This is a genomic window from Pseudomonas sp. PS02302 (assembly GCF_029959585.1).
In the GTDB taxonomy this organism is placed as follows: Bacteria; Pseudomonadota; Gammaproteobacteria; order Pseudomonadales; family Pseudomonadaceae; genus Chryseomonas; species Chryseomonas aestiva.
Window position 1 is genome coordinate 44,888 of record NZ_JASCON010000020.1, and the last position, 22,678, is coordinate 67,565.

Consider the following 22,678-nt stretch of genomic DNA (forward strand, 5'->3'; position numbering starts at 1 on the left):
GAGACCGCCATGTTCGACTATGAAGTGCTCAAGCTCACCTGGTGGGTGCTGATCGGCGTGCTGCTGATCGCCTTCGCCCTCACCGACGGTTTCGACATGGGCGCCATGATCCTGATGCCCCTGATCGGCAAGACCGACAAGGAGCGCCGCGCCGCCATCAACAGCATCGCGCCGCACTGGGACGGCAACCAGGTCTGGTTCATCACCGCCGGTGGCGCCCTCTTCGCCGCCTGGCCGATGGTCTATGCCACCGCCTTCTCCGGCCTCTACTGGGCGCTGCTGCTGGTGCTCTTCGCCCTGTTCCTGCGCCCGGTCGGCTTCGACTACCGCAGCAAGCTGGACAACAGCCGCTGGCGCAACGCCTGGGACTGGGGCCTGTTCACCGGCAGCCTGGTCCCGGCGCTGGTGTTCGGCGTGGCCTTCGGCAACCTCTTCCAGGGCCTGCCCTTCCAGCTCGACGACACCCTGAGGTCCACCTACCGCGGCAGCTTCTTCGCCCTGCTCAACCCCTTCGCCCTGCTCTGCGGCCTGGTCAGCCTGGCCATGCTCTGCGCCCATGGTGGCAGCTGGCTGATGCTGCGCACCCACCAGGCGCTGGGCGAGCGCGCCCGTCGCGCCACTGGCCTGAGCGCCCTGCTCCATCTCGCTACCTTCGGCCTGGCCGGTGTCTGGCTGGCCTATGGCTTCGATGGCTATGTGCTGGTCAGCCAGGGCGATCCGGGCAGCGCCCTGAATCCGCTGCACAAGCTGGTGACCGCCGGCAATCCGGGCTGGCTGGCCAATTACCATACCCAGCCGCTGACCCTGATCGCCCCGGTCGTGGCCGTGCTCGGCAGCGTCCTGGCCCTGCTCGGCAGCAGTTGGCGCCAGGCCGGCCTGGCCTTTACCGGCACGGCCCTGGCCATCGTCGGCACCCTCGCCACCGCCGGCTGCGCGCTGTTTCCCTTCGTGCTGCCGTCGAGCCTGGACCCAGCCTCCAGCCTGACCGTCTGGGACGCCGTCTCCAGCCACAAGACGCTGGGCATCATGTTCGTCGCCGCGGCCATTTTCGTGCCACTCATCCTGGCCTACACCCTGTGGAGCTACGTGTGCATGTGGGGCAAGGTCGATGACCGCTTCATCGACGCCAACCCCCACGGGCTCTACTGATCGGCCCCTCTCAAGGAGACCTGCCATGTGGTACTTCACCTGGATCCTCGGCGTCCTGCTCGCCGCGAGCTTCGGCATCATCAACGCCCTCTGGCTGGAAAGCACCCGGGAGCTGGACGTCCATGACGATGCCGCAAGCTGAAGCCCTGCCCCGCGTCCATCCGCTGGGGCGCACGCTGTCCCTGCTGCTGGCGGCGCCCCTGGCCCTGCTGCTGTTGATCCATCCGGGGCTGATGCTCGATGCCAGCGGCCACTACAGCCATCCCTTGCTGATGGCGGTCATGCTCGGCGTCTCCGCCGGACTGGTCCATGGCGTCGGCTTCGTACCACGCCTGTGGCTCTGGCGCCTGGTGTTCGGCCCGGTGCTGGGCTGGCCGCTGCTGATGCTCGGCTACGCCCTGCTCTTCCAGGCGCGACTGGGCTGATTGACGTCTGACGATAGCGCCCGGTCTAGCCGGGCGCCGTCTTCATCAGCCGCCGTACCGCCTGGCCGCGCGCCTCGCGCCGCTTCACTCCCGCCGATGAATAATCTGACTATCAAGGTTCGCCTGCGGGTGCCGACATAACCGGAATCGATCTTGCCCGCGCCGGCTCTTCGCTTGCCGCCGGCGTACCCGCTGAACGCCTCAGAGAAGTCCACGATGCTCAGGAATGCCCCCTTAAGTACCAAGCTCCTGCTGATCCTGCTCCTGCCCCTGGCTGGCTTCCTGGTGATCTCGGGCCTCTACACCGCCGATCGCTACGAAACCTTCAAGGACATGGAGCACACCGTGACCGCCAGTGCCACGGCCCAGCGCATCAGCGCCGTGGTCACCAGCCTGCAGCGTGAACGCGGCGCCAGCGGCGTCTTCCTGGGCAGCGGCGGCAAGTCCATGCAGGACAAGCTCAAGACCTTCCGCCAGGACAGCGACCAGGCCCATGGCGCGCTCAAGGCCCTGGCCAGCGGCAGCGGCAGCGATGCCGCTATCCAGAGCCTGCTGCGCGCCCTGGACGGCCTGGCCGATCTGCGCACCAGGGTCGACGGCCTGGCGCTCAACAGCACCCAGTCCGGTGCGGCCTATACCGATCTGATCAAGACGCTGATCGGCTACACCCATTCGCTGGAAGCCGGAGTCGACGATCCGGCCATCCTGCGCGCCCTGGGCGCCCTCAACCTGTTCGTCGAGATGAAGGAGCGCGCCGGCCGCGAGCGCGTGCTGCTGGGCCTGGCCTTCAACCAGAATCGCTTCGACGCCGGTCTGCTGTCGCGCTTCGCCCGCAACCTCGGCGAATTCTCCGCCTATGCCGACGCCTTCGAGCGCAAGGCCACGCCTGACTTCATCCGCCAGCTCGACGACACCTTTAAGCAACCCAGCGCCCAGGAAGTCAGCCGCCTCCAGCAACTGGCCTTCTCCGTTCCCCTGGGCGAGGCCCTGGGCGTCAAGCCGGAAGACTGGTTCAACCTGGCCACCCAGCGCATCGATCTGATGAGCAAGGTCGAGGCGGACCTCGGCGCCAGCGTCGGCGCCCAGGCCGAGCAGGCCCGCGCCAAGGCCAGTCGCGACCTCTGGATCACCCTCGGTCTGGTGCTGCTGGTGCTGGTGGCCGTCTCGGCCCTCGCCTGGGTGATCATCCGCAACATCAAGCAGGCGGTCGAGCAGGTCAACGCGACCCTCACCCGCCTTGCCACCCGCGACCTCACCGCTCGCTGCGCCTATCAGGGCAAGGACGAGTTCGGCACCATCACCGGCAACCTCAACCTGATGAGCCAGGAGCTGGGCCAGGTGATCCAGGAGATCGGCGCGGCCACCGTGCAGGTCGCCACCGCCGCCGAAGAGGCCTCGGCCGTCGCCATCCAGACCAGCCAGAATGTGGCCCAGCAGCGCCTGGGCACCGATCAGGTCGCCACCGCCATCGCCGAGATGAGCGCCACGGTCAAGGACGTCGCTCGCAGCACCACCGAAGCCGCCGAAGGCTCGCGGCAGGTCGAGGGCAACACCCGCCAGGGTCGTCGTGAATTGCAGGCCACCATCGGCCTGGTGCAGGGGCTGTCAGTGCAGGCCGAGCGGACCTCGGAGATCATTGGCGAACTCAAGCACGAGAGCGACGCCATCTCCTCGGTGCTGGACGTGATCCGCGGCATCGCCGAGCAGACCAACCTGCTGGCCCTCAACGCCGCCATCGAGGCGGCCCGCGCCGGTGAAGCCGGTCGGGGCTTCGCCGTGGTGGCCGACGAGGTACGCTCCCTGGCGCAGAAGACCCAGCAATCCACCGGCAGCATCCAGCAGATGATCAGCCATCTGCAGAGCGGCTCCGACCGCGCCACCCAGGCCATGCAGGAGACCCTCAGCCAGGTACAGACCGGCGCCAGCAGCGTGGTCCGCGCCGGCGAGCTGCTGGGCGAGATCGCCGAGGGCGTGATCCTGATCAACGACCGCAACATCCAGGTCGCCTCGGCCGCCGAGCAGCAGAGTCAGGTCGCCGAAGAGATCAGCCGCAACGTCAATGACATCAACGACCTGGTGATCCAGGTCAGCGCCGGCGCCGAGCAGACCGCCGTCACCAGTCGCGAACTGGCTCGCCTGGCCGAACAGCAGCAGGCGCTGGTCGGCCGCTTCCGGGTGGCTTGACGCCCACCCGGGCCCTCGATCGCCAGAACGGAGGACCGATCCAGGTCCTCCCCCGCCGTCCCTGCGCTGCAGCCGGCCGTTCCCGTCCTGCGACATCCTCTCCGCGCAGCCCAGTCGCCTGCCGCTGGGCGTCCGCTGCCTTCCTGCCCGTCACTGCTCCGCCTCGCTCACCGCGCTCCATCCGGACGTCAGTCGTCTGCGGCGGCGCAGCCGCCATTCGCGCCGGCATCCTAAGCCTTCTACCGCTCTAGCACGCTACTTGCAGGCGTTTTTAGCGGTCATCCGCAGGCCGCTGCGACCCGGGTGTTTCTGGCGTCGACAGCCCACCTTGATCACCTGATCCTTTTAGCCGGCGATGCCTGCGCGGTGACCTCTTCTGGAACTGAACCGTCGCGTCCCAGCAGGCGCGATGGTCTTCTCTCAAAGGACTGACCGATGCTGAAGAACGTCTCCCTGAGCACCAAGCTGCTGCTCATCCTGCTCCTGCCCCTGACCGGTTTTCTGCTGATCTGCGGCCTCTTCCTCACGCAGCGCTACCAGATGCTGGAGAACCTGGATCACACCGTGACCGCCAGCGCCACGGCGCAGGGCGTCAGCGTCCTGATCACCCGCCTGCAGCATGAACGAGACGCCAGCGGCGCCTTTCTCAGCAGTGACGGCACGGCCCTGCGCGACGACCTGCGGACCTATCGCCAGGCCAGCGACCAGGCCCGAAACGCCTTGCGCGGACTCGTGGCCGGCGACGATACCGCCCTGCAACCCGTGCTGAAGCTCCTCGACGGCCTGCCCAGGGTGCGCACCAAGGTGAACGGCCTCACGGTCAGCGGGACCCAGTCCAGTGCCGCCTACACCGAGATGATCCAGGCATTGATCGGCTACAACGGCAAGCTCGAAGCCGAGGTTAACGATCCGGCGCTCAAACGGGCCCTGAATGCCCTGAATCTGTTCGTCGAACTGAAGGAACGGGCTGGCCGCGAGCGCGCGCTGCTGGGGATAGCCTTCAGCAGGAATCGGCTGGACTTGCCGATACTGGTGCAGATCGCGCGCAATCTTGGCGAATTCACCGCCTACGCCGACGCCTTCAGGCAGAGGTCCGCACCCGAGGTCGTCCAGCGGTTCGACAACATCCTCCAGCAGCCCGGTGCCCTGGAGCTGGCCCAGTTACAGCGACGTGCGCTCTTCACGACGCCGGGTAGACCGCTGAATGTGCCGCCGGACACCTGGTTCGACCTGGCTACCCGGCGCATCGATCAGCTGGGCACGCTGGAAACGAAGCTGGGCGCAGCCATCGTCGCCACCACCGAACTGGCCCGCGCCGGCGCCAGCCGCGATCTCCGCACCACCCTCGGGCTGATGCTGGTATTGCTGCTGGCCGTTTCGGTGCTGGCGTGGCTGGTCATCCGCACCATCAGGCAGGCGGTCGAGCAGATCAACGGCACCCTCACCCGCCTGGCGACCCGCGACCTCAGCGCCCGCTGCCCCTACCAGGGCCGGGACGAATTCGGCACCATCACCGGCCACCTCAATCTGATGAGCCAGGAACTCGGCCAGGTCATCCAGGAGATCGGGGCGGCAACCCTGCAGGTTGCCACCGCCGCCGAAGAGGCCTCGACCGTGGCCATCGAGACCAGCCAGAACGTCGCCCAGCAGCGCCTGGGTACCGATCAGGTGGTCACCGCCATCGCCGAGATGAGCGCCACGGTCAAGGACGTCGCCCGCAGTACCAGCGAAGCCGCCGAGGGCTCGCGCCAGGTGGAGGCCAACGCCCGTCAGGGTCGCCGCGAATTGCAGGCCACCATCGGCCTGGTGCAGGGATTGTCGAGCCAGGCCGAGCGTACCGCGCAGATCATCGTCGAACTCAAGCAGGAGAGCGACGCCATTTCCCTGGTGCTGGACGTCATCCGCGGCATCGCCGAGCAGACCAACCTGCTCGCGCTGAACGCGGCCATCGAAGCCGCCCGCGCAGGTGAAGCCGGGCGGGGCTTCGCCGTGGTGGCCGACGAGGTGCGCTCCCTGGCGCAAAAGACCCAGCAATCCACCGGCAGCATCCAGCAGATGATCAGCCATCTGCAGCGCGGCGCCGACCGCGCCGCCGAGGCCATGCAGGAAACCCTCGGCCAGGTGCAGTCCGGCGCCGGCAACATGCTGCGCGCCGGCGAACTGCTGGGCGAGATCGCCGAAGGCGTGACCCTGATCAACGACCGCACCATCCAGGTCGCCTCGGCCACCGAGCAGCAGAGCCAGGTCGCCGAAACGATCAGCCGCAACGTCAGCGACATCCATGAGCTGGTGATCCAGGTCAGCGCCGGTGCCGAGCAGACCGCCGTCACCAGCCGCGAACTGGCCCGCCTGGCCGAACAGCAGCAAGCGCTGGTGAGTCGCTTCCACGTGGCCTGATGCTGCCGGGGCTGCCAGCGAGCGGCAGGCCGGAACGCGCTCGCCAGCACCTGGCGCGCTGCGGTCGGGTGCTGCCGGGCTTTAGCGTCCTGGCCGGAAATCCGCCGGATTCAAGGCGTAGCGGCGCAGCTTCACATAGAGCCCGGCACGCGAGATCCCGAGCTGGGTCGCGGTTTGACGAAGGTTGCCGCGGGTCTGCTGCAAGGTGGCACGGATCAGGTCCCGCTGACCCGTTTCAAGGGGGGTGAGGCGCTCGCCCTCGGTATCCGTGGATAGCGTGTTGGCGACCAACGAGGGAGGCAGATCCCCCGGCTGTATGAGCGGCCCCTGGGCCAGGTTGACCGCTCGCTCGATGACATTCTCCAGCTCCCGCACGTTGCCGGGCCAGCTATGGGCCAGCAGCAAGGTCAGCGCTTCGTCCGCGATGGCCAGCGGCGGTCGCTCCAGGTGACGGCTCAGCGCCTTGAGCAGAGTAGCCACCAGCAGCGGAATGTCTTCGCGACGCTCTCGCAATGGCGGTACCTGCAGGGGAAGCACGTTGAGGCGGTAGAAGACATCCTCACGGAAGCTCCCGCCGGTCACGGCCTGGGCGAGATCGCGATGGGTGGCCGCGATGACGCGGACGTCCACCGCCTGGGCCTTCTTGGCACCGATCCGGGTCACCTCGCCCTCCTGCAGCACCCGGAGCAGGCTTGCCTGGGCCTCCAGGGGCATGTCACCGATCTCGTCGAGAAACAGCGTGCCACCATCAGCCAGCTCGAACTTTCCCGCCGCACCGCCACGCGCAGCCCCGGTGAAGGCCCCCTCGACATGGCCGAACAGCTCGCTCTGCACCAGGTCGCGTGGAATGGCGCCACAGTTCACCGCAACGAAGGGGCCATGGCGACGGACACTGGCGTTGTGGATCGCCTGGGCGAATAGCTCCTTGCCTACCCCGCTTTCTCCCAGTACCAGCACCGTGGCTTCGCTGTGGCTGGCTGCCTGAGCCACGCGCAAGGCGTTCTGCAAGGCTGGCGAGCGACCCTGGATATCGTTGAAGCTGTAACGCGCCCGGGTGCCCAGCAGCTGGCGGGTGATCTCGCGGATGCGGCGGTTCTCTCGCAGCGACAGCACCCAGCCGCCCTGGGCGATGGGCGCGGCGGAGGCCAGGCACGGCAAACCGCTGCCGTCTGGTAGCAACAGGGTGAGGTCGCGGTCCTGGCGTTCCCAGCGACGATCCAGCCAGAGGTCGAGGTCGGTGTCCTGGGTGATGAGGCTGGCGAAGGGGCGCTCCCGCTGTGGATCGTCGAGCTGCAGCAGGCGCCGCGCATAGCCGTTCAGGCTACGGATGCAGCGGTCGTCATCGAGCAGGATGACGCCTTCGTTGAGGACCTCCAGCACCCGCTGCTGCTCGTCCAGCAGCGCGGTGAGCGCCAGCTGGCGGGAGATCGCATCGGCCGCGGCCTGGACCGTGCCCAGGGTATGGCAGTGGAAGTTGCCCACCGCCGCGGTGAGGGTCAGGGCGCCGAGCAGCCGTCCCTGGGTGTCGCGGACCGGTGCCGAGGCGCAGTGCATCCGCCGCTCGCGCAGCTCGCGCTTGAAATTCTCGCCCGCCAGGACGAACACCAGCCGCTGCTCGCGCAGGGCCAGGCCGGTGCAGTTGGTGCCCTGCACCGACTCCAGCAGACGACTGCCCAGCGGGGTGAGATCCAGCCCGCAGGCGGCCAGGGTCACGCCCTCGGCATCCGCCAGGTTGAGGTGCCCGTCCGGGTTGTAGCGCAACAGCTCGGCCATGACCGGCGCGGCGATGTCCAGCAGCTCGCGCTGCCGCTGCAGCCGGCGGGCCAGCTCCTGCGACTCGACGAACTCGTAGTGGAATTCCTCCGCGACGATGCCCGCCGCGCGGCTGCGCAGCCAGGACGCCCGGATCACCGGCCGCACCGGGACCAGTTCAGCGGCCCCCGCCAGGCAGTCCGTCCAGGCGGCATCCAGCTCGCGCTGAACACCTGCGGCGACCGACGGCCGCTGCAGCTCGCTGACGAATTGCAATTCCCGCGTCAGCTCGCTCGGGGCGACCTGCTCCTGCATCTTCGGCTCCTCGTCCAGCCTTTGGACATGTCCAGCTGGACATGTCTTTTTTATAGACATAAATGCGGGCTGGCAAGTCCTGCAGCCCGCGACCTGGCTGCCTTTCCTGCCCTGGCATGGCGGTTGCTCCCTCCCTGTCGGGCGCATCGCCCACGCCTATAACAACCACAAGAGAACGCCTCATGCCCCAGACGAACCCCTCCCTCGCCCTCGGCCTCATCGGTACCGGTCGCATGGGTACCTTCCATGCCACCGCCCTCGCTCGGCACCTGCATGGCGCGCGGCTGGTCGCCCTGGCCGATCCGGCGCCCGGCGCCGCTGCCCGGCTTGGCGAGACCCTGGACGTCGCCCATATCCACACCGACCCCCAGGCGTTGATCGAAGACCCCGCCGTCGAGGCCGTGGTCATCGTCGCCCCGGCCCGCAGCCATGCCGAGCTGGTGGTGGCCGCCGCCCGCGCCGGCAAGCCGGTGTTCTGCGAAAAACCCATGGCCGTGACCCTGGAAGAGGCCGACCGGGCCATCGCTGCCTGCGCGGAGGCTGGCGTGGCCCTGCAGGTGGGCTTCAACCGGCGTTTCGCCAACAGCTTTCGCAGCGCTCGGGAGCTGATCGTCCAGGGGCGGATCGGCACACCGCAACTGCTGCGCTCCCTTACCCGCGATCCGGCGCTGCACAATCCGGCGGCGGTGAAGCCCTGGACCATCTTCCTCGAGACCCTGATCCACGACTTCGACACCCTCAACTTCTTCAATCCGGACGCCCGCGCCGTGCAGGTCTACGCGGTGGCCGACGCCCTGGTGCGCCCCGATTTCCGTGACCGCGGCCTACTGGACACCGCCGTGGTGACTATTCGCTACGACAACGGCGCCATTGCCACCGCCGAGGCCAACTTCCAGGCGGTGTACGGCTACGACGTGCGCGGCGAGGTATTCGGCAGCGCGGGCATGCTGACCGCCGGGGACGCCCGGACCAGCGAGCTGGTCTGCTACGGCGCCGAAGGCATCAGCCAGACCACCCAGCGCTCCGACGCCGAGTTGCTGCGCGACGCCTACCTGGCCGAACTGCGCGCCTTCGTCGATGCCGTGCGCGAGGGCACCCCGGTGCCGGTGGGCGGCCACGATGCCCGGGCGGCGCTGGCCATCGCCCTGGCCGCCATCGAATCGGTGCAGACCGGCCAGCCGGTCGCCGTCGCGGAGTGAAGCCATGACCTCATCGCCCTTCATCCTGGCCGTCAGCGCCGAAATGGTCTTTCTCGATCTGCCCTTCGTCGAGCGGGTCCGCCGCCTGCACGCCCTGGGCTTCGCCGTGGAGATCTGGGACTGGACGCGTCACGACATCGACGCCCTGGCCGCCACCGGCGCGCGCTTCACCTCCATGACCGGCTATGTCTCAGGCGACCTGGTGAGCGCCGAAGGCCATGCCGCCCTGCTTGCCAGTGCCCGGGAATCCCTGGCCGTGGCCGAGCGCCTGGCCTGCCCTTCGCTCAATCTGCATGGCACCGGCCTGGACCCGCGCGGCCTGCCGGTCAAGCCACTGGCCGAGGTGAGTGGCCACCACTGGCTGGCGGCGCGCGACACCCTCGCCGAGATCGCCCGCCTGGGCGAGTCCGCCGGCCGGGTCTTCCTGCTGGAGAACCTCAATACCGCGGTGGACCATCCCGGTGTGCCCTTCGCCCGCGCCGAAGACACCCTGGCCCTGATCGAGGCGGTCGCCAGTCCCTACCTGCGGCTCAACCTGGACCTCTACCATGCCCAGATCGGCGAAGGGAACCTGATCGAGCTGATCCGTCGGGCCGGGTCGGCGATCGGGGAAATCCAGGTAGCCGATGTCCCTGGGCGTTGTGAGCCGGGGACCGGCGAGATTCACTACCCGGCCATTGCCCGGGCCCTCGCCGGGCTCGGCTATCGCGGTGTGGTCGGCCTCGAAGGCTGGGCTGCCGAAGGTGATACCGAGCGTGCGTTGGAGCGCTTCAGAACGGCCTTCACCCTGTAGTCCCCGATAGATGCTTCCGCTCGCATAACAACAAGAGGAACTGAACATGCTGCTTCGCAACCTGCTGTGCGCCGCCTTCGCCTTCGCCCTGCCCCCCCTGGCCCTCGCCGACTACCGTATCGGAGTCAGCATCGCCAAGGTCGACGACAACTTCATGACCTATGTCCGCCGCAATCTGGAAGAGGCGGGCAAGGCGGAAAAGATCAGCCTGCAATTTGAGGATGCCCAGGGCGACGTCGTTCGCCAGCTGAACCAGGTGCAGAGCTTCCTGGCGCAGAACGTGGACGCCGTGATCGTGCTGCCGGTGGACACCGCCGCCACCGTCAACATTACCCGCGCCGCCACCACGGCCAAGGTTCCGCTGGTGTACGTCAACCGGCGCCCGGACGATCCCAAGCTGCCCGCCGGGGTGGTCGCCGTGGCCTCGGACGACCTGCAGGCCGGGCAGTTGCAGGGGCAGTTCATCGCCAAGCAGCTGAACGGCAAGGGCAGCATCGCCCTGATCATGGGCGAGCTGACCCAGAACGCCACCCGCGGCCGCTCCGAAGGCCTCAAGGAAGCGCTCAAGGCCTATCCCGACATCAAGGTGATCGCCCAGCAGAACGCGGACTGGGACCGCAGCAAGGGCATGGACCTGACCAGCAACTGGCTGACCGCCGGGACCCATTTCGACGCCATTGTCGCCAACAACGACGAGATGGCCATCGGCGCCGCCATGGCGCTGCAACAGGCCGGAATGGGCAAGGGTCAGGTTCCGGTGGTGGGGGTGGATGGTCTACCTGATGGTCAGGCGGCCATCAAGCGCGGACTGCTGGCCGCCTCGGTGTTCCAGGACCCGCGAGGCCAGGCCGTGCAGGCGGTGCAATCCGCGCTCAAGATGATCCGCAAGGAACCGGTCCAGGCGGATGTCTGGGTGCCGTACGAGCTGATCACGCCCGGCAACCTGGCGGATTACACCGCTCGTTTCAAGTAGCGACGGGGAGCCCGCCGGCCTGAACAGGGTAGCGTCCCGAAATTGTGCGGGTCGCTGCCGGAAAAGAGCGATCGCCCTGCAGGAGCGCCCGAAAACCAACGCCCGGGACAGCTCAGTATCGCGTCCAGCGGGAGCAAGGCGTCAGTGCCGGTCCCTTGCTCCGCTGGCGCGCCGCTCGTCCACCGTCATGGCCAGTCCTTCACCAGCGACCTGAAGTAGAGGGTGAAGATCAGCCGTACATCCATGAGCGGCGCGAAGATGTCCTGGTCACGAAGGATGCCAGCCAGCGTGCCGCAAAACAGGCTATGCAGCTGTAGGCTGGCACTTCTCGGCGTCACCGCGGCCTGCAGGCGCTGCCGTTGGCCATCGAAGAGGCGCTCGACGAGCGCCACGAATTCGCGGGTCAAGGCATTTTCCCGCTGTTCGACTTCCTGCAGTTCCTGAGTGAATTCGCAACGGTGCATCAGGATGGTCATGACACGACGCTCCCGTCCCGGCTGAACGAATTTCTCCATGCACTCGACGCACAGTTCGTACAGCCTCATCAGGCAATCGCCCTCCCCGTCCGCGCTCAACTGCTGAGTGACTTCGTCAAGCGGAATGCGGATGCGATTGAGCATCTCGTGGACCAGCTGCGCCTTGTCCCTGAAGTGCCAATACACGGCTCCTCGAGTCAACCCGCATTCTCTGGCGATCATTTCGAGGCTGGTGCGTGAAACACCATTGGTAAGAAACAACGCCTCGGCGGCATCCAGAATGGTTTGCCGGGTTCGCTCAGCGTCTTCCTTCGTACGGCGCATAGGTCTCTCGTTTCAACGGCATCGGTTTCGCCAGCTTAGCGTTTAGCCGGTCTTTTACAAACATTCTTGCATGTATGCCTGCATAGGCCAACGTTCGGTATCCCAGGCGATGCGAGCCCGACAGACCAATGACCTGCTCAGGTGCCATCTGCCCAATTGAGAGTGGTGGACAGCGGCTGAAGAAAAAACAGGAAGAGAGCCTTCTCTTCCTGGTGGACTCAAGTCCTATCTGAAACGACGCAGGGAAACGCCGCTCCTACCGCCACGCGAGTCCAAAAATCGCCTGCGACGCCGCGAGCGTGGCCGGCCGGGCCACGCCTGCGCGCACGCTAAGTAACTATCAGCTCCCCATCCAACGCCTGAACAGCACGCTGGCATTCACCCCGCCGAAACCGAAGCCATTGGACAGGGCGTAGTCGATCAACAGTGGCCGAGCCTGCAGGGCGACAAGGTTCAGGCCTTCCGCGGCCGGATCGGGGTGGTGCAGGTTCAAGGTCGGCGGCACGATCTGGTCGCGCAGCGCGAGCACGGTGAAGATGGCTTCCACGCCCCCCGCGGCGCCCAGCAGGTGTCCGGTGCTGGACTTGGTCGAGGAGATGGCCACCGGGGACGCATCGCCAAATACCGCGCGGATGGCCGCCAGCTCGCCCTTGTCGCCCACCTGGGTGGAGGTGGCGTGGGCATTGATGTGCTGAACCTGGGCAGCATCGATGCCGGCCTGGCGCAGGGCCTGCGCCATGGCGCGACGAGCGCCGCTGCCGTCCTCCGGGCCGGCGGTGAGGTGGTAGGCATCGGCGCTGGTACCGTAGCCCACCAGTTCGGCCAGGGGTGTGGCGCCCCGTGCCAGGGCATGCTCCAGGGTCTCGATCACCAGCAGCCCGGCGCCTTCGGCCATGACGAAGCCGTCACGCTCCCGGTCGAAGGGGCGCGAGGCCTCCTGCGGACGCTCGTTGGATCCCGTGGACAGCGCCCGGGCGACGGCGAAGCTACCCAGGCTGACGCGGTTGATGGCCGCCTCGGCCCCGCCGCAGAGGGCGATGTCGGCCTCGCCGCTGCGGATCAGCCGGGCAGCGTCGCCGATGGCCTGGACACCGGCGGCGCAGGCGGTGATGGGCGCGCCCAGCGGACCGCGGAAGCCGTATTGGATGGAGACGTTGCCCGCCGCCATGTTGGCCAGGAAGGACGGTGCGGTAAACGGCGAGAGCCGCCGCGGGCCGCGGGCATCGGTGGTCCGCACCGCCTCGGCGATGGCGCCGAAGCCGCCCACCCCAGAGGCGATGATGGTCGCCGTGCGCTCGCGCTGCGCCTCGGTGGTTGGCTGCCAGCCGGCCTGGCCGAGGGCTTCCTGGGCCGCCACCAGAGCGAACTCGATGAAGCGATCCATCTTCTTCAGATCCTTGGCGGCGATGGCCACCAGGGGGTCGTAGCCCGCCTCCGGATCCTCGGCGCGGCTCGGCACCTGACCGGCGATGAGACTGCCCACCCCGTCGCTGACCGCGGGCGGCAGCGGACTTATGCCCGAGCGCCCCGCCAGCAGCCGAGACCAGACCTGGTCGGTGCCACAGCCCAGCGGACTGACCGTGCCCAGGCCGGTCACCACGATGCGTGTTCTGTCGTTGCCTTGCATTGCCTTACCTCTTCTCTCGATGGACGAGGCGCCCGCGGGCGACCTCGTGTCTTGTCCGCGCCCGATCAAGGCGCCTGTGCCAGATCAAGGGCTATGTAGGGGTCCCCATGGGAAGGTGAATGCTGACCGTCTCCAATGCGGTCTCTGAACAATCCGCGCCACGTTCTCTAGCGCTCGTCAGGAATACGGGTACGGGCGGCCACAGGCAGCGTTTTGACCGGGATGCAGAGGGCTGCGGTGAGTAGCGCCAAGCCGATATGGCACAGATAAACGGAATCAAAGTCAGCGCGTTGCAGGTGGGGACTGCCGAGAAGCAGGACGGTCAAGGCCACGCCCATGACCGATCCGATCTGGCGGACGGCCTGATTCACCGCACTGCCCACCGCATAGTGGTCAGCCGAAAGGCGACTGACCGCCGCACCCGCCAGCGAGGGCATCACCAGCCCGACGCCCAGGCCGCTGAGCAGCATGCCCGGCAGCCACCGCGTCAGGTAAGCGGGCTCGAGCCCCGGAACCAACAGAAACCACAGTCCGCTCAGGGCGTAGACCAGGCACCCGATCAGCAGCAGCGGCCGGTGGCCGTACCTGCTCGCCACGCGACCCGATAGCGCTGCGGTCGGCACCACCAACAGCGGTCCGGGCATCATGGCCAGGCCGGCGAGTGGTAGCGGGTACTTCCAGATCGCGCTCATGTAGAAGAAGAAGGCGAAAAACATCATCGAGAACGCGATGCCGAAGCTCAGGGTCGCAAGATTGACGTAGCTGTAGGTGCGGTTGTGAAACAGCCGCAGATCCATCAATGGGGCTACGGTAGAGCGCGCCCAGACGACGAAGCCGATCAGGCATACCCCCGCGATGCCCAGGGCGCCCAGCAATGCCTGCCGTGACCAGGCCGGGGACTCGGCTTGCACGATCGCTAACGCCAGGGCACCGATGCCGGCGATCAGCAGTACCATGCCCACCACATCCAGGGGACGCCCCACGGTCTGTTGCTTGGTCTCCGTCAGCAGCCTGGCGCCACGCCAGAGGGCGAACATGCCTACCGGCAGGTTCAGGTAGAACGCCCACTGCCAACCGAGAGCGGCGACCACGAAGGAGCCCAGACTAGGGCCAACGGCCGCGGCCAGACCGCCGACCGCACCCCATAGACTCACGGCCACGGCACGTTGAGTGATGGGGAAGGCGGCCAGTACCAGCGAGAGCGATGCGGGCGTGAGCAAGGCAGCGCCGAGGGCTTGCAGGACTCTCGCCGCCACCAGCCAGTCGACACTGTTGGCAAGGCCGCACGCCATTGACGCCCCGACGAACAGTGCAACGCCGCCGAGGAAGACCTTCTTGCGCCCATGTCTGTCCGCCAGCCCTCCGGACGGGATGAGCATCGCCGCATAGACGACCGTGTAGGCGTTGAGCACCCAGGAAAGGTCTGCCGGCGTCGCCTGGGCAAATCCGACCCGCAAAGCGCTGAACGCCGCGAAGAGCATGGTGCCATCCATGGATACGAGGAATACCGCGATGGCAGCCACCCCAAACACCGGCCATGGCGCAGTGGCACCGGGTGCTACACCTGACGTTCCTCCGTCGGGGTGAGCCGACGAAGCCTCGCTACGGGCGCTATCTATGGGGGTCATGGGTGACGTCGCTCATTGGCAGGATGGATCTCTCATGGGCGCCCGGCGCGAACGTGAGCCGGGTGCTGGCACCGCACGGCTCAGGCCAGCCCGAAGGTCTTTCGCAAGCCCTTCTCGACGGGACCGGCCGGCATGAAGCGGCGAAGCTTGGCCAGGCGTGACGCCTCCCCTTTGGGCGTGTGGCGCATCTTCCAGGCGCCCAGCGCTGCCGCGACGATCGTCGTGGCTACGCCATCGGGCTCGGGCGCCTTCTGGACGTTCTCTTGAATGGTCTGGGCGACCACGCGGAACTGCTGCTGGTACTGCGAAATCTTGACGGAGGTCTGAGGGGCGTTGAGATCCAGATTCGTCCGGGTGAACGAAGGCTCGACCAGGGCAACGCGAACCCCGAACTGGCGTACCTCGTGGTCCAGCGTTTCGGAGAGTCCTTCCACCGCATGCTTGGACGCCGCATAGAGCGCCATGTACGGCGCCGGCAGAAAGCCCAGCACGGAACTGACATTGACGATGCGCCCGGCGCCTTGCGCACGCATGTGCGGCAGCACCGCCTGGATCGTGCGCAGGAGGCCGAAGACGTTGGTGTCGAACAGGCTGCGGGCCTCATCGATCGACGCCTCTTCCAGGGCACCGAGCAGGGTCCCCCCGGCATTGTTGATCAGGACATCGATCCGTCCGGCCCGAGCGATGATGACGGCAACGCCACGGCGGACCGAGTCTTCATCGCGGACGTCCATGTCGACGAGCTCCACGCCCGGGATAGCCTGAGCGCCCTGCTGGTTGCGCACAGTGCCGAACACCCGGCATCCCCGTGCGGCCAGCCGCGTGGCGGTGGCGCGTCCGATGCCGGACGACACCCCGGTGATGAGGACAACTTCTGCTTTCGACATGTCAGTGCCTTTTCGTGGATTGAAGGGGATGGGAGCGATCAGTGGAGGGCGGGAGATGGCCTGATCCTGAACCAGATGGCGTACATGGCCGGCAGGAATACGAGGGTGAGCACGGTACCGGCGAGGGTGCCGCCGATGAGGGTGTAGGCCAGGGTGCCCCAGAACACGGAATGGGTAAGGGGGATGAAGGCCAGCACCGCCGCCAGCGCCGTGAGGATCACCGGTCTTGCGCGCTGCACGGTCGCCTCGACCACCGCCTGGAAGGGGGGCAGGCCGTCCTGCTCGTTCTGGTGGATCTGCCCGATCAGGATCAGGGTGTTGCGCATCAGGATGCCCGACAGCGCGATCAAGCCGACCAGGGCATTGATGCCGAAGGGTTGCTGAAACAGGATCAGGGTCGGTACCACCCCGATCAGCCCCAGGGGACTGGTCAGGAAGACCATGATCATCGCGGCCATGGAACGCACCTGCAGGATGATGATGAGCAGCGTCAAGGCGATCATCAGCGGGAAGATCGGCAGCATCGCCGCCATCGCCTTGCCCGACTCCTCGATGGCGCCCGCCTGTACGATCCGATAGCCCGCCGGCAAACGCTGGATGATCGGCTGCAGCTGCTGGAGCACGGCGGTGGAGACGTCTGGCGGTTGCAGCTCTTCGGCGATATCGCCGCGGACGGTGATCGTCGGCACCCGATCGCGTCGCCGCATGAGCGGTTCTTCCAGCTGCACCTCCAGGTCGCCGACCTGCGACAGCGGAATACGCTGGCCCTGGGCGCCGACCAGGGTGAGATCGCCCAACCGCGCCGGATCGAGGCGAACATCACCGGCCGCGCGGGCGACCACCTGGACGGTGCGGATGTCTTCGCGCACCGCCGTTACCGGCACGCCACTCAGGAGAAATTGCAGCTGCTGCGCCACGGCGTTGGAACTCAGCCCAATCGCCTGCAAGCGATCCTGCTGCAGCTTGAAGCGCAGCACCGGCGTCCGCGTGCCCCAATCGCTGTTGACGGTACGCATCAGCGGACTGGCCCGCATCACCTGCTCCACCTCCGCGGCCACCCGCCGCAGCACCTGCGGATCGGGACCGCTCACGCGAAAGGCGACCGGGAACGGCGAATAGGGCCCGAACACCAGTTGGGTGACCCGCAGCCGTGCTTCCGGCGCGAGTCCGGCGGCAATGGCGTCACGCAGCCGCATCTTGAGAGCTTCACGGGCCTCGGGGTTGTCGGTACGGATGATGATCTTGGCGAACGAAGGATCCGGCAGCTCCGGACTCATGGCGAGAAAGAAGCGGGGTGCGCCTTGACCGATGTACGAGGTCACGATCCGGGCGTCAGCCTGCTGGGCGAGCCAGGCCTCGACCTTGGTGGTCGCTCGCTCGGTCTCGCTGATCGAGGTGCCATAGGGCATCTGCACCTCCACCATCAGCTCGGGACGGTCGGAGATGGGGAAGAACTGCTTCTTGACGACAGCCATGCCCAGGATGGCGCCGACGAACAGGCCGATCACCAGCAGCGCGACCAGCCACTTGCGGGCGATCACCTGGCCGAGCACACGACGAAAACGGTGGTAGCGCGGCGTGTCGTAAAGCGCGGTGTGCCCGCCTTCGACGGTCTTGGTCTCCGGCAGCAGCTTGACGCCCAGGTAGGGCGTGAAGACCACCGCCACGACCCAGGAGGTGATCAGCGCGATGCCGACGATCCAGAACATGTTGCTGGTGTATTCACCCGCCGCGGACTGGGCAAAGCCATTGGGCATGAAGCCCACGGCGGTCACCAGGGTGCCGGCCAGCATGGGAGCGGCGGTGTGGCTCCAGGCATAGGCGGAGGCTTTGCCACGGCTATAGCCCTCCTCCATCTTCACCACCATCATCTCGATGGCGATGATGGCATCGTCCACCAGCAGCCCCAGGGCCAGGATCAGCGAGCCCAGGGTGATGCGATCGAAATTCTTGCCGGTGGCGGCCATGACGAGGAACACCGCCGCCAGCGTCAGGGGGACCGCCGCCGCCACGACGATGCCCACCCGCCAGCCCATGCTGACGAAGCACACCACCATCACCACCAGCAGGGCGACAAAGAACTTGATCATGAATTCGTCGACCGACGAGGCGATGTTGACCGCCTGGTCGGTCACCTTGGTCAGACTCATGCCCAGGGGCATCTCAGCGTTCATGTTGCCGACTTCGCCTTCAAGTGACTTGCCGAGATCTAGGCCATTCCAGCCGTCGCGCATGACGATGCCCAGCAGCAGCGCCGGCTCGCCACCGCTGCGGATGACGAAGGTGGCCGGATCTTCATAGCCACGCTTCACCGTCGCGATGTCTGCCAGTTTGAAGGTGCGGCCCTTGACGCTCACCGGGGTGTCGCGAATGGCATCGAGCTGCTCGAAGGCGCCATCCAGGCGGACGAAGACCTCGGGGCCGCGGGTTTCGATGGAGCCGGCGGGGGTCAGGGCATTCTGGGCATTGAGCGCGGCGAAGATGTCTTGCGGTGCCACGCCCAGGGTGGCCAGGCGGTCGTGGGAAAACTCCACATAGATGCGCTCGGTCTGCTCACCCAGGATGTTGACCTTCTTGACCCCCGGCACATGCAGCAGACGCTGGCGCAGCGTTTCCGCCTCGCGCGCCAGCAGCCGTTGCGGCTCGCCCCGGGCCTTGAGCGCGAAGAGCGCGAAGGTGACGTCGGCGTATTCATCGTTGACCATTGGCCCGCTCACCCCGGCGGGCAGGGTCCTGGCTTCGTCACTGATCTTCTTGCGCGCCTGGTAGAACTCCTCGGGCACCTCGGCCGGCGGCGTGCTGTCGAGCAGCGTCAAGGTGGTAAAGGCCAGGCCCGGACGGGTATAGGTCTCCGAGCGCTCGTACCAGCGCAATTCCTGCAGGCGCTTTTCCAATTTCTCGGCGACCTGATCCTGCATCTCCTGGGCCGTGGCCCCCGGCCAGGCGGTGATGATGGTCATGACCTTGACCGTGAAGGCCGGATCTTCCGCCCGGCCTAGCTTGAAGAACGACAGTACCCCACCCACCGAGATCAGCAGGATCAGGAACAGGGTGATCGAGCGTTCGCGGACGGCCAGCGCCGACAGATTGAATCGGCTGTCGCTCACGGCTGCTTACCTTCCAGGGCACTGTTGGCAGGGGTGGCCAGGCGGATCGCCTGGCCCTCGTGAAGGAGATGAACGCCGAGGGCCACGACCCTGTCACCCGGCAGGAGGGGACCGTCCACCAGGGCGGTGTCATCCGCCACCTGGCGAACCTGCACGGGTACCCAGGCGACCTGCTCGGGCGAGCCCTGGATACGCCAGACCCCTGCGCCCCTGCCCTCGTCGTACAGGGCGCCCAGCGGCACCTGCAAGGCCTTCCCCCGCTGCCCGGAGTCTTCCGGGATGCGCAGTGTCACCGTGGTGCCCAGGGGCGCATTGGCCAGCGCCCCTTCGAGCACATAGCGCGCCTCGAAGGTACGCGTCTCGCGATCGGTGCTGTCCGATAACTGCCGCAGTCGTGCCGGTCCTGGCTGTTGATCACCGCCCAGACGGCTGGCCTGGGCCAGCGAGCCAAGCGTCGGACGCAGGGTCTCCGGTAGCTGGACGACGACCTCCCGGGCGCCCGCGCGGGCCAGGCGCAGCACGCTCTGCCCAGCGGCCACGACCTGACCGGGCTCGGCCAGGGTATCGACCACGGTGCCCTCCGCATCGGCCACCAGGACGGCATAACGGCTGGCGTTGAGGGCGACTTCTGCCTGGGCTTCGGCCGCCTTGAGCTGGGCCCTGGCCGTATCCGCAGCGGCCTTGATCTGCTCGTAGCCAGAGACCGAAATTGCCCCCGTGCCGCGCAGGTCCCGATAGCGAGACTCATCGTCTGCTGCCTGGCGAGCCCGCGCCTGGGCAGCGGCCACGGCTTCGCGCTGGGCCTGCAGGGCCAGTTGCAGATCGCTGGGATCGAGCTTGAGCAGCGGTTGTCCGCGCTTGACGGTTGTTCCTATGTCCACCAGCCGTTCGGCAACCTTGCCGGCGACGCGAAAGCCCAGATCGCTCTGCACTCGCGCGGCGACAATGCCGGTAAAGGTGCGGCTAGCGCGCTCGGCCGGTTGCGCCACGGCAGCCCGTACCAGCGGTGCCTGCGTACGGGGATCGCCTTGGGAAGGAGCGTCGCACCCGCCAAGAGAAAGCGGAAGGACGGTAGCCACCACAACAGTGGAAAGCAGACGGCGCGCGAACATGGAAGCTCCGAGAGGATGCCAGCAGAGCGCGCAATTTGATACCAGTGACTATTTTAGTCAATAGTCACAAAACAATTTAGGGCGAGAGGCTACGCAGCACCAGGTTGGCCAGCTGGGTAAGAGCGACATCGAAATGCTCGAAGCTGTGCTGGAGCATCAGCGGATTCAGATAGGGTCGCAACACGAGATAGGTCGCCATCGTCACGTCGTCGATCGGTGTCTTGCGCTCGAACTGTCCTTCCCCGCGGCCCTGCACCAGGATCTCCTTGAGGAGCTCCTGCATCCGGACTTCGTAGCTGATCGTGGCCGGCCAGCGACCCGACGTCGCAGAAATGGCGATCTCGTAAAGCTTTCGATCGTCGGAAAACAGCCGCAGGGTTGCCGTCGGAAGGCTCTGAAACAGCCTTCTCAGCTTTTCGGGGGCTTGGGTAGCCGAGGCCACCGCGGCCCTGGCCTCGGCCTCGATTCCGCTTAGGCAATCCGCACAGATGGCCTCGCCAATCGCCTGCTTCGAATCGAAGAACTTGTAAATGTAGGCCTTGGAAAACCCGATGCTCCGGGCGAGTTCGGACACCGTAGTTTTCTCGTAGCCGTAGTGGCTGAAGTGTTCTTTCGCTGCCACCATGATCTGGTGGCGAACGTCGTGCTCGGCCGGTCCACGAGCCTGGCCAGGGGAAACGGATTCGGTAGTCATGGGGTTGGGTGTTCCGGCAGTTGCAAAATGATGCGGAAGGTGACCAATATACACTTTAGTCACCAAAACCGTTCAGGCGTTGCTCAGGATAAAAGCCCATGCGCTCCAGACTCCAGATTATTCTGCTCACCAGCGCCACCCTGGCGAGCGGCTGCACAGTCGGGCCTGACTACCGCGCCCCTGAAGGTGCGCTACCGGCAACCTTCCAGCAGCAGCCGGTGGCAGCGACCCTGGCCGATCGGGCGCTCGCAGGTTGGTGGGACCGCTTCAACGATCCACTCCTGAGCCGCCTGGTAGAACAGGCGCTTGCGCAAAATCTCGATCTGGTCCAGGCCGACGCACGCATTACCCAGGCTCGCGCCGGCCTTAGGGCGGCCGATGCCGCGCTATTGCCGGTAGGCGATCTTGGTGGCCAGGCCGGTCGTGCCTATCAGTCGCTGGAAACACCGCTTGGACGGGTGCTCAATTCAGCGCCCGGCTACGCCAGGAGCGGTTCTTCCTATGAGGCCAATCTTGACTCAAGCTGGGAGCTGGATGTGTTTGGCGGTCTGCGCCGAGGTCGCGAAGCCGCCCAGGCCGACTACCAGGCCAGCGTGGCGGGTGCCCGTGCCGTGCGCCTTGCCGTGGCTGCCCAGACCGCGGATCTCTATATCGACATCCGCGGTCTGCAGACACGCCTGGCGATCGCTCGCCATCAGGTGGACACCCAGCAGGGCTTGCTGTCGATGGTCAGGCTACTGAACGGCAAGGACCTGGCGACCGACCGGGAGCTACGCCAGGCCGAAGGGGGCTTGGCCGAGGTCCAGGCCTCGATACCCGGCCTGGAGTTCTCGCTGGAGCGGGCGATGAATGCACTGGACGTGATGCTGGCGGCGCCCCCTGGCACCTGGCGTACCCAACTGGCTGGCGCCGCGTCCATTCCCGACGCCCCCCGCATCGAAACGGCAGGCACGCCCGCCGACCTGCTCCGTCGACGTCCGGACCTGATCGCGGCCGAGCGCCGCCTGGCCGCCGCCAATGCCCGGATCGGCGCCGCAACGGCCGAGTACTATCCCAAGATCTCCCTGAGCGCTCTGCTCGGCAGCGCCACCACGATTTCCAGTGGCAATCTCTTCAGCCACGACGCCAATCAGGCGCTCGGTGCCCTGGGCGTACGCTGGCGGCTGTTCGACTTCGGCCGGATCGATGCGCAGATCCAGGCGGCCGAGGGACAGCGCGCAGAATTGCTGGCGGCCTATCGACTGGCGGCATTGCGCGCCACCGAAGACGTCGAAGATGCCCTGACCGGCCAGCTGAAGCGCGAAGAGCAGGTCACCCTGCTGACGGCAGGCGAAGCCTCGCTCAGCCAAGCCCGCCAGGCCGCCGCCCTCGCCTACCAGAAGGGCGTGCTGCCCCTGGTCGACGTTCTGCAGGCCGATGAGCGCCTGCTCCGCACGGCCGATGCGCGTGCCCAGGCGCAGACGGCCGCCGCACAGGCGGCGGTAAGCACCTTCAAGGCGCTGGGTGGAGGCTGGCAACCCGCCTCCCCCGCCGCCTTGAGCTTGCGATAGCGGAAGACGGCACTCGCCGCTCCGGGCCGGCCCGCGCGGCTGTCCGGTACAAAAGCTCAGCCTCTGCCTCGTGACCGCCGTGAGCC

Annotated in this window: 17 protein-coding genes; 9 read left to right on the forward strand and 8 right to left on the reverse strand. The window is 66.8% G+C overall.

Annotated features, from left to right (window positions below):
- The first annotated feature begins 9 nt into the window (after nt 1-9).
- The 5 genes from cydB to QMX82_RS09345 all read left to right on the forward strand — a co-directional run bounded on the left by cydB (nt 10) and on the right by QMX82_RS09345 (nt 6,155).
- Entirely contained in the window at nt 10-1,149 is a 1,140-nt protein-coding gene (cydB, locus tag QMX82_RS09325; protein WP_282282625.1) for a cytochrome d ubiquinol oxidase subunit II, read from the forward strand.
- A 25-nt stretch (nt 1,150-1,174) separates the two neighbouring features.
- Nucleotides 1,175-1,291, forward strand: a complete 117-nt coding sequence (gene cydX, locus QMX82_RS09330; RefSeq protein ID WP_208691610.1) for a cytochrome bd-I oxidase subunit CydX — start codon at nt 1,175-1,177, stop codon at nt 1,289-1,291.
- On the forward strand, nt 1,278-1,574 hold the full coding sequence (locus QMX82_RS09335) for a cyd operon YbgE family protein (protein ID WP_282282658.1): 297 nt from the start codon (nt 1,278-1,280) through the stop codon (nt 1,572-1,574). The genes cydX and QMX82_RS09335 overlap by 14 nt, the downstream gene beginning before the upstream one ends.
- 216 nt (nt 1,575-1,790) lie before the next feature.
- On the forward strand, nt 1,791-3,758 hold the full coding sequence (locus QMX82_RS09340; protein ID WP_282282628.1) for a methyl-accepting chemotaxis protein: 1,968 nt from the start codon (nt 1,791-1,793) through the stop codon (nt 3,756-3,758).
- A 435-nt stretch (nt 3,759-4,193) separates the two neighbouring features.
- Nucleotides 4,194-6,155, forward strand: a complete 1,962-nt coding sequence (locus QMX82_RS09345; protein ID WP_282282630.1) for a methyl-accepting chemotaxis protein — start codon at nt 4,194-4,196, stop codon at nt 6,153-6,155.
- 81 nt (nt 6,156-6,236) lie between these two features.
- Here the strand turns inward: QMX82_RS09345 and QMX82_RS09350 are convergent, their stop codons facing one another.
- On the reverse strand, nt 6,237-8,222 hold the full coding sequence (locus QMX82_RS09350) for a sigma-54-dependent Fis family transcriptional regulator (RefSeq protein WP_282282632.1): 1,986 nt from the start codon (nt 8,220-8,222) through the stop codon (nt 6,237-6,239).
- 182 nt (nt 8,223-8,404) lie between these two features.
- Here QMX82_RS09350 and QMX82_RS09355 point away from each other — a divergent pair, with 182 nt between their 5' ends.
- The 3 genes from QMX82_RS09355 to QMX82_RS09365 are packed head-to-tail and all read left to right on the forward strand — an operon-like array spanning nt 8,405 to nt 11,187.
- Complete coding sequence (locus QMX82_RS09355; protein WP_187979605.1) at nt 8,405-9,421, forward strand: Gfo/Idh/MocA family oxidoreductase; 1,017 nt, start codon at nt 8,405-8,407, stop codon at nt 9,419-9,421.
- A gap of 4 nt (nt 9,422-9,425) precedes the next feature.
- Nucleotides 9,426-10,214 carry a TIM barrel protein gene (locus tag QMX82_RS09360; RefSeq protein ID WP_282282638.1) on the forward strand — a complete coding sequence of 263 codons (789 nt, stop codon included), beginning with the start codon at nt 9,426-9,428 and terminating at the stop codon, nt 10,212-10,214.
- A 46-nt stretch (nt 10,215-10,260) separates the two neighbouring features.
- Nucleotides 10,261-11,187, forward strand: coding sequence for a sugar ABC transporter substrate-binding protein (locus QMX82_RS09365; RefSeq protein ID WP_282282640.1), 927 nt, complete (start codon nt 10,261-10,263; stop codon nt 11,185-11,187).
- A 185-nt stretch (nt 11,188-11,372) separates the two neighbouring features.
- Here QMX82_RS09365 and QMX82_RS09370 read toward each other — a convergent pair whose 3' ends face one another.
- The 7 genes from QMX82_RS09370 to QMX82_RS09400 all read right to left on the reverse strand — a co-directional run bounded on the left by QMX82_RS09370 (nt 11,373) and on the right by QMX82_RS09400 (nt 21,042).
- Nucleotides 11,373-11,987, reverse strand: a complete 615-nt coding sequence (locus QMX82_RS09370; RefSeq protein WP_282282642.1) for a TetR family transcriptional regulator — start codon at nt 11,985-11,987, stop codon at nt 11,373-11,375.
- 340 nt (nt 11,988-12,327) lie between these two features.
- Nucleotides 12,328-13,614 (reverse strand): beta-ketoacyl-ACP synthase II, encoded by a 1,287-nt coding sequence (gene fabF / locus QMX82_RS09375; protein ID WP_282282644.1) that lies wholly within the window; start codon nt 13,612-13,614, stop codon nt 12,328-12,330.
- A 167-nt stretch (nt 13,615-13,781) separates the two neighbouring features.
- Nucleotides 13,782-15,137, reverse strand: a complete 1,356-nt coding sequence (locus tag QMX82_RS09380; RefSeq protein ID WP_282282646.1) for an MFS transporter — start codon at nt 15,135-15,137, stop codon at nt 13,782-13,784.
- 185 nt (nt 15,138-15,322) lie between these two features.
- Nucleotides 15,323-16,129, reverse strand: a complete 807-nt coding sequence (locus QMX82_RS09385) for an oxidoreductase (protein ID WP_282282648.1) — start codon at nt 16,127-16,129, stop codon at nt 15,323-15,325.
- A 38-nt stretch (nt 16,130-16,167) separates the two neighbouring features.
- Complete coding sequence (locus QMX82_RS09390; RefSeq protein ID WP_282282650.1) at nt 16,168-19,236, reverse strand: efflux RND transporter permease subunit; 3,069 nt, start codon at nt 19,234-19,236, stop codon at nt 16,168-16,170.
- Entirely contained in the window at nt 19,233-20,348 is a 1,116-nt protein-coding gene (locus QMX82_RS09395) for an efflux RND transporter periplasmic adaptor subunit (RefSeq protein WP_282282652.1), read from the reverse strand. Before QMX82_RS09395 ends, QMX82_RS09390 begins: the two co-directional genes overlap by 4 nt.
- Nucleotides 20,349-20,424: 76 nt before the next feature.
- Nucleotides 20,425-21,042: a TetR/AcrR family transcriptional regulator gene (locus QMX82_RS09400; protein WP_282282654.1), complete on the reverse strand. Its 618-nt coding sequence runs from the start codon at nt 21,040-21,042 to the stop codon at nt 20,425-20,427.
- A 98-nt stretch (nt 21,043-21,140) separates the two neighbouring features.
- On the opposite strand from QMX82_RS09400, the gene QMX82_RS09405 reads away from it, so the two are divergent.
- A complete protein-coding gene (locus QMX82_RS09405) occupies nt 21,141-22,592 on the forward strand; it encodes an efflux transporter outer membrane subunit (RefSeq protein ID WP_282282656.1) in 1,452 nt (483 codons plus the stop codon).
- The last annotated feature ends 86 nt before the right edge of the window (nt 22,593-22,678 follow it).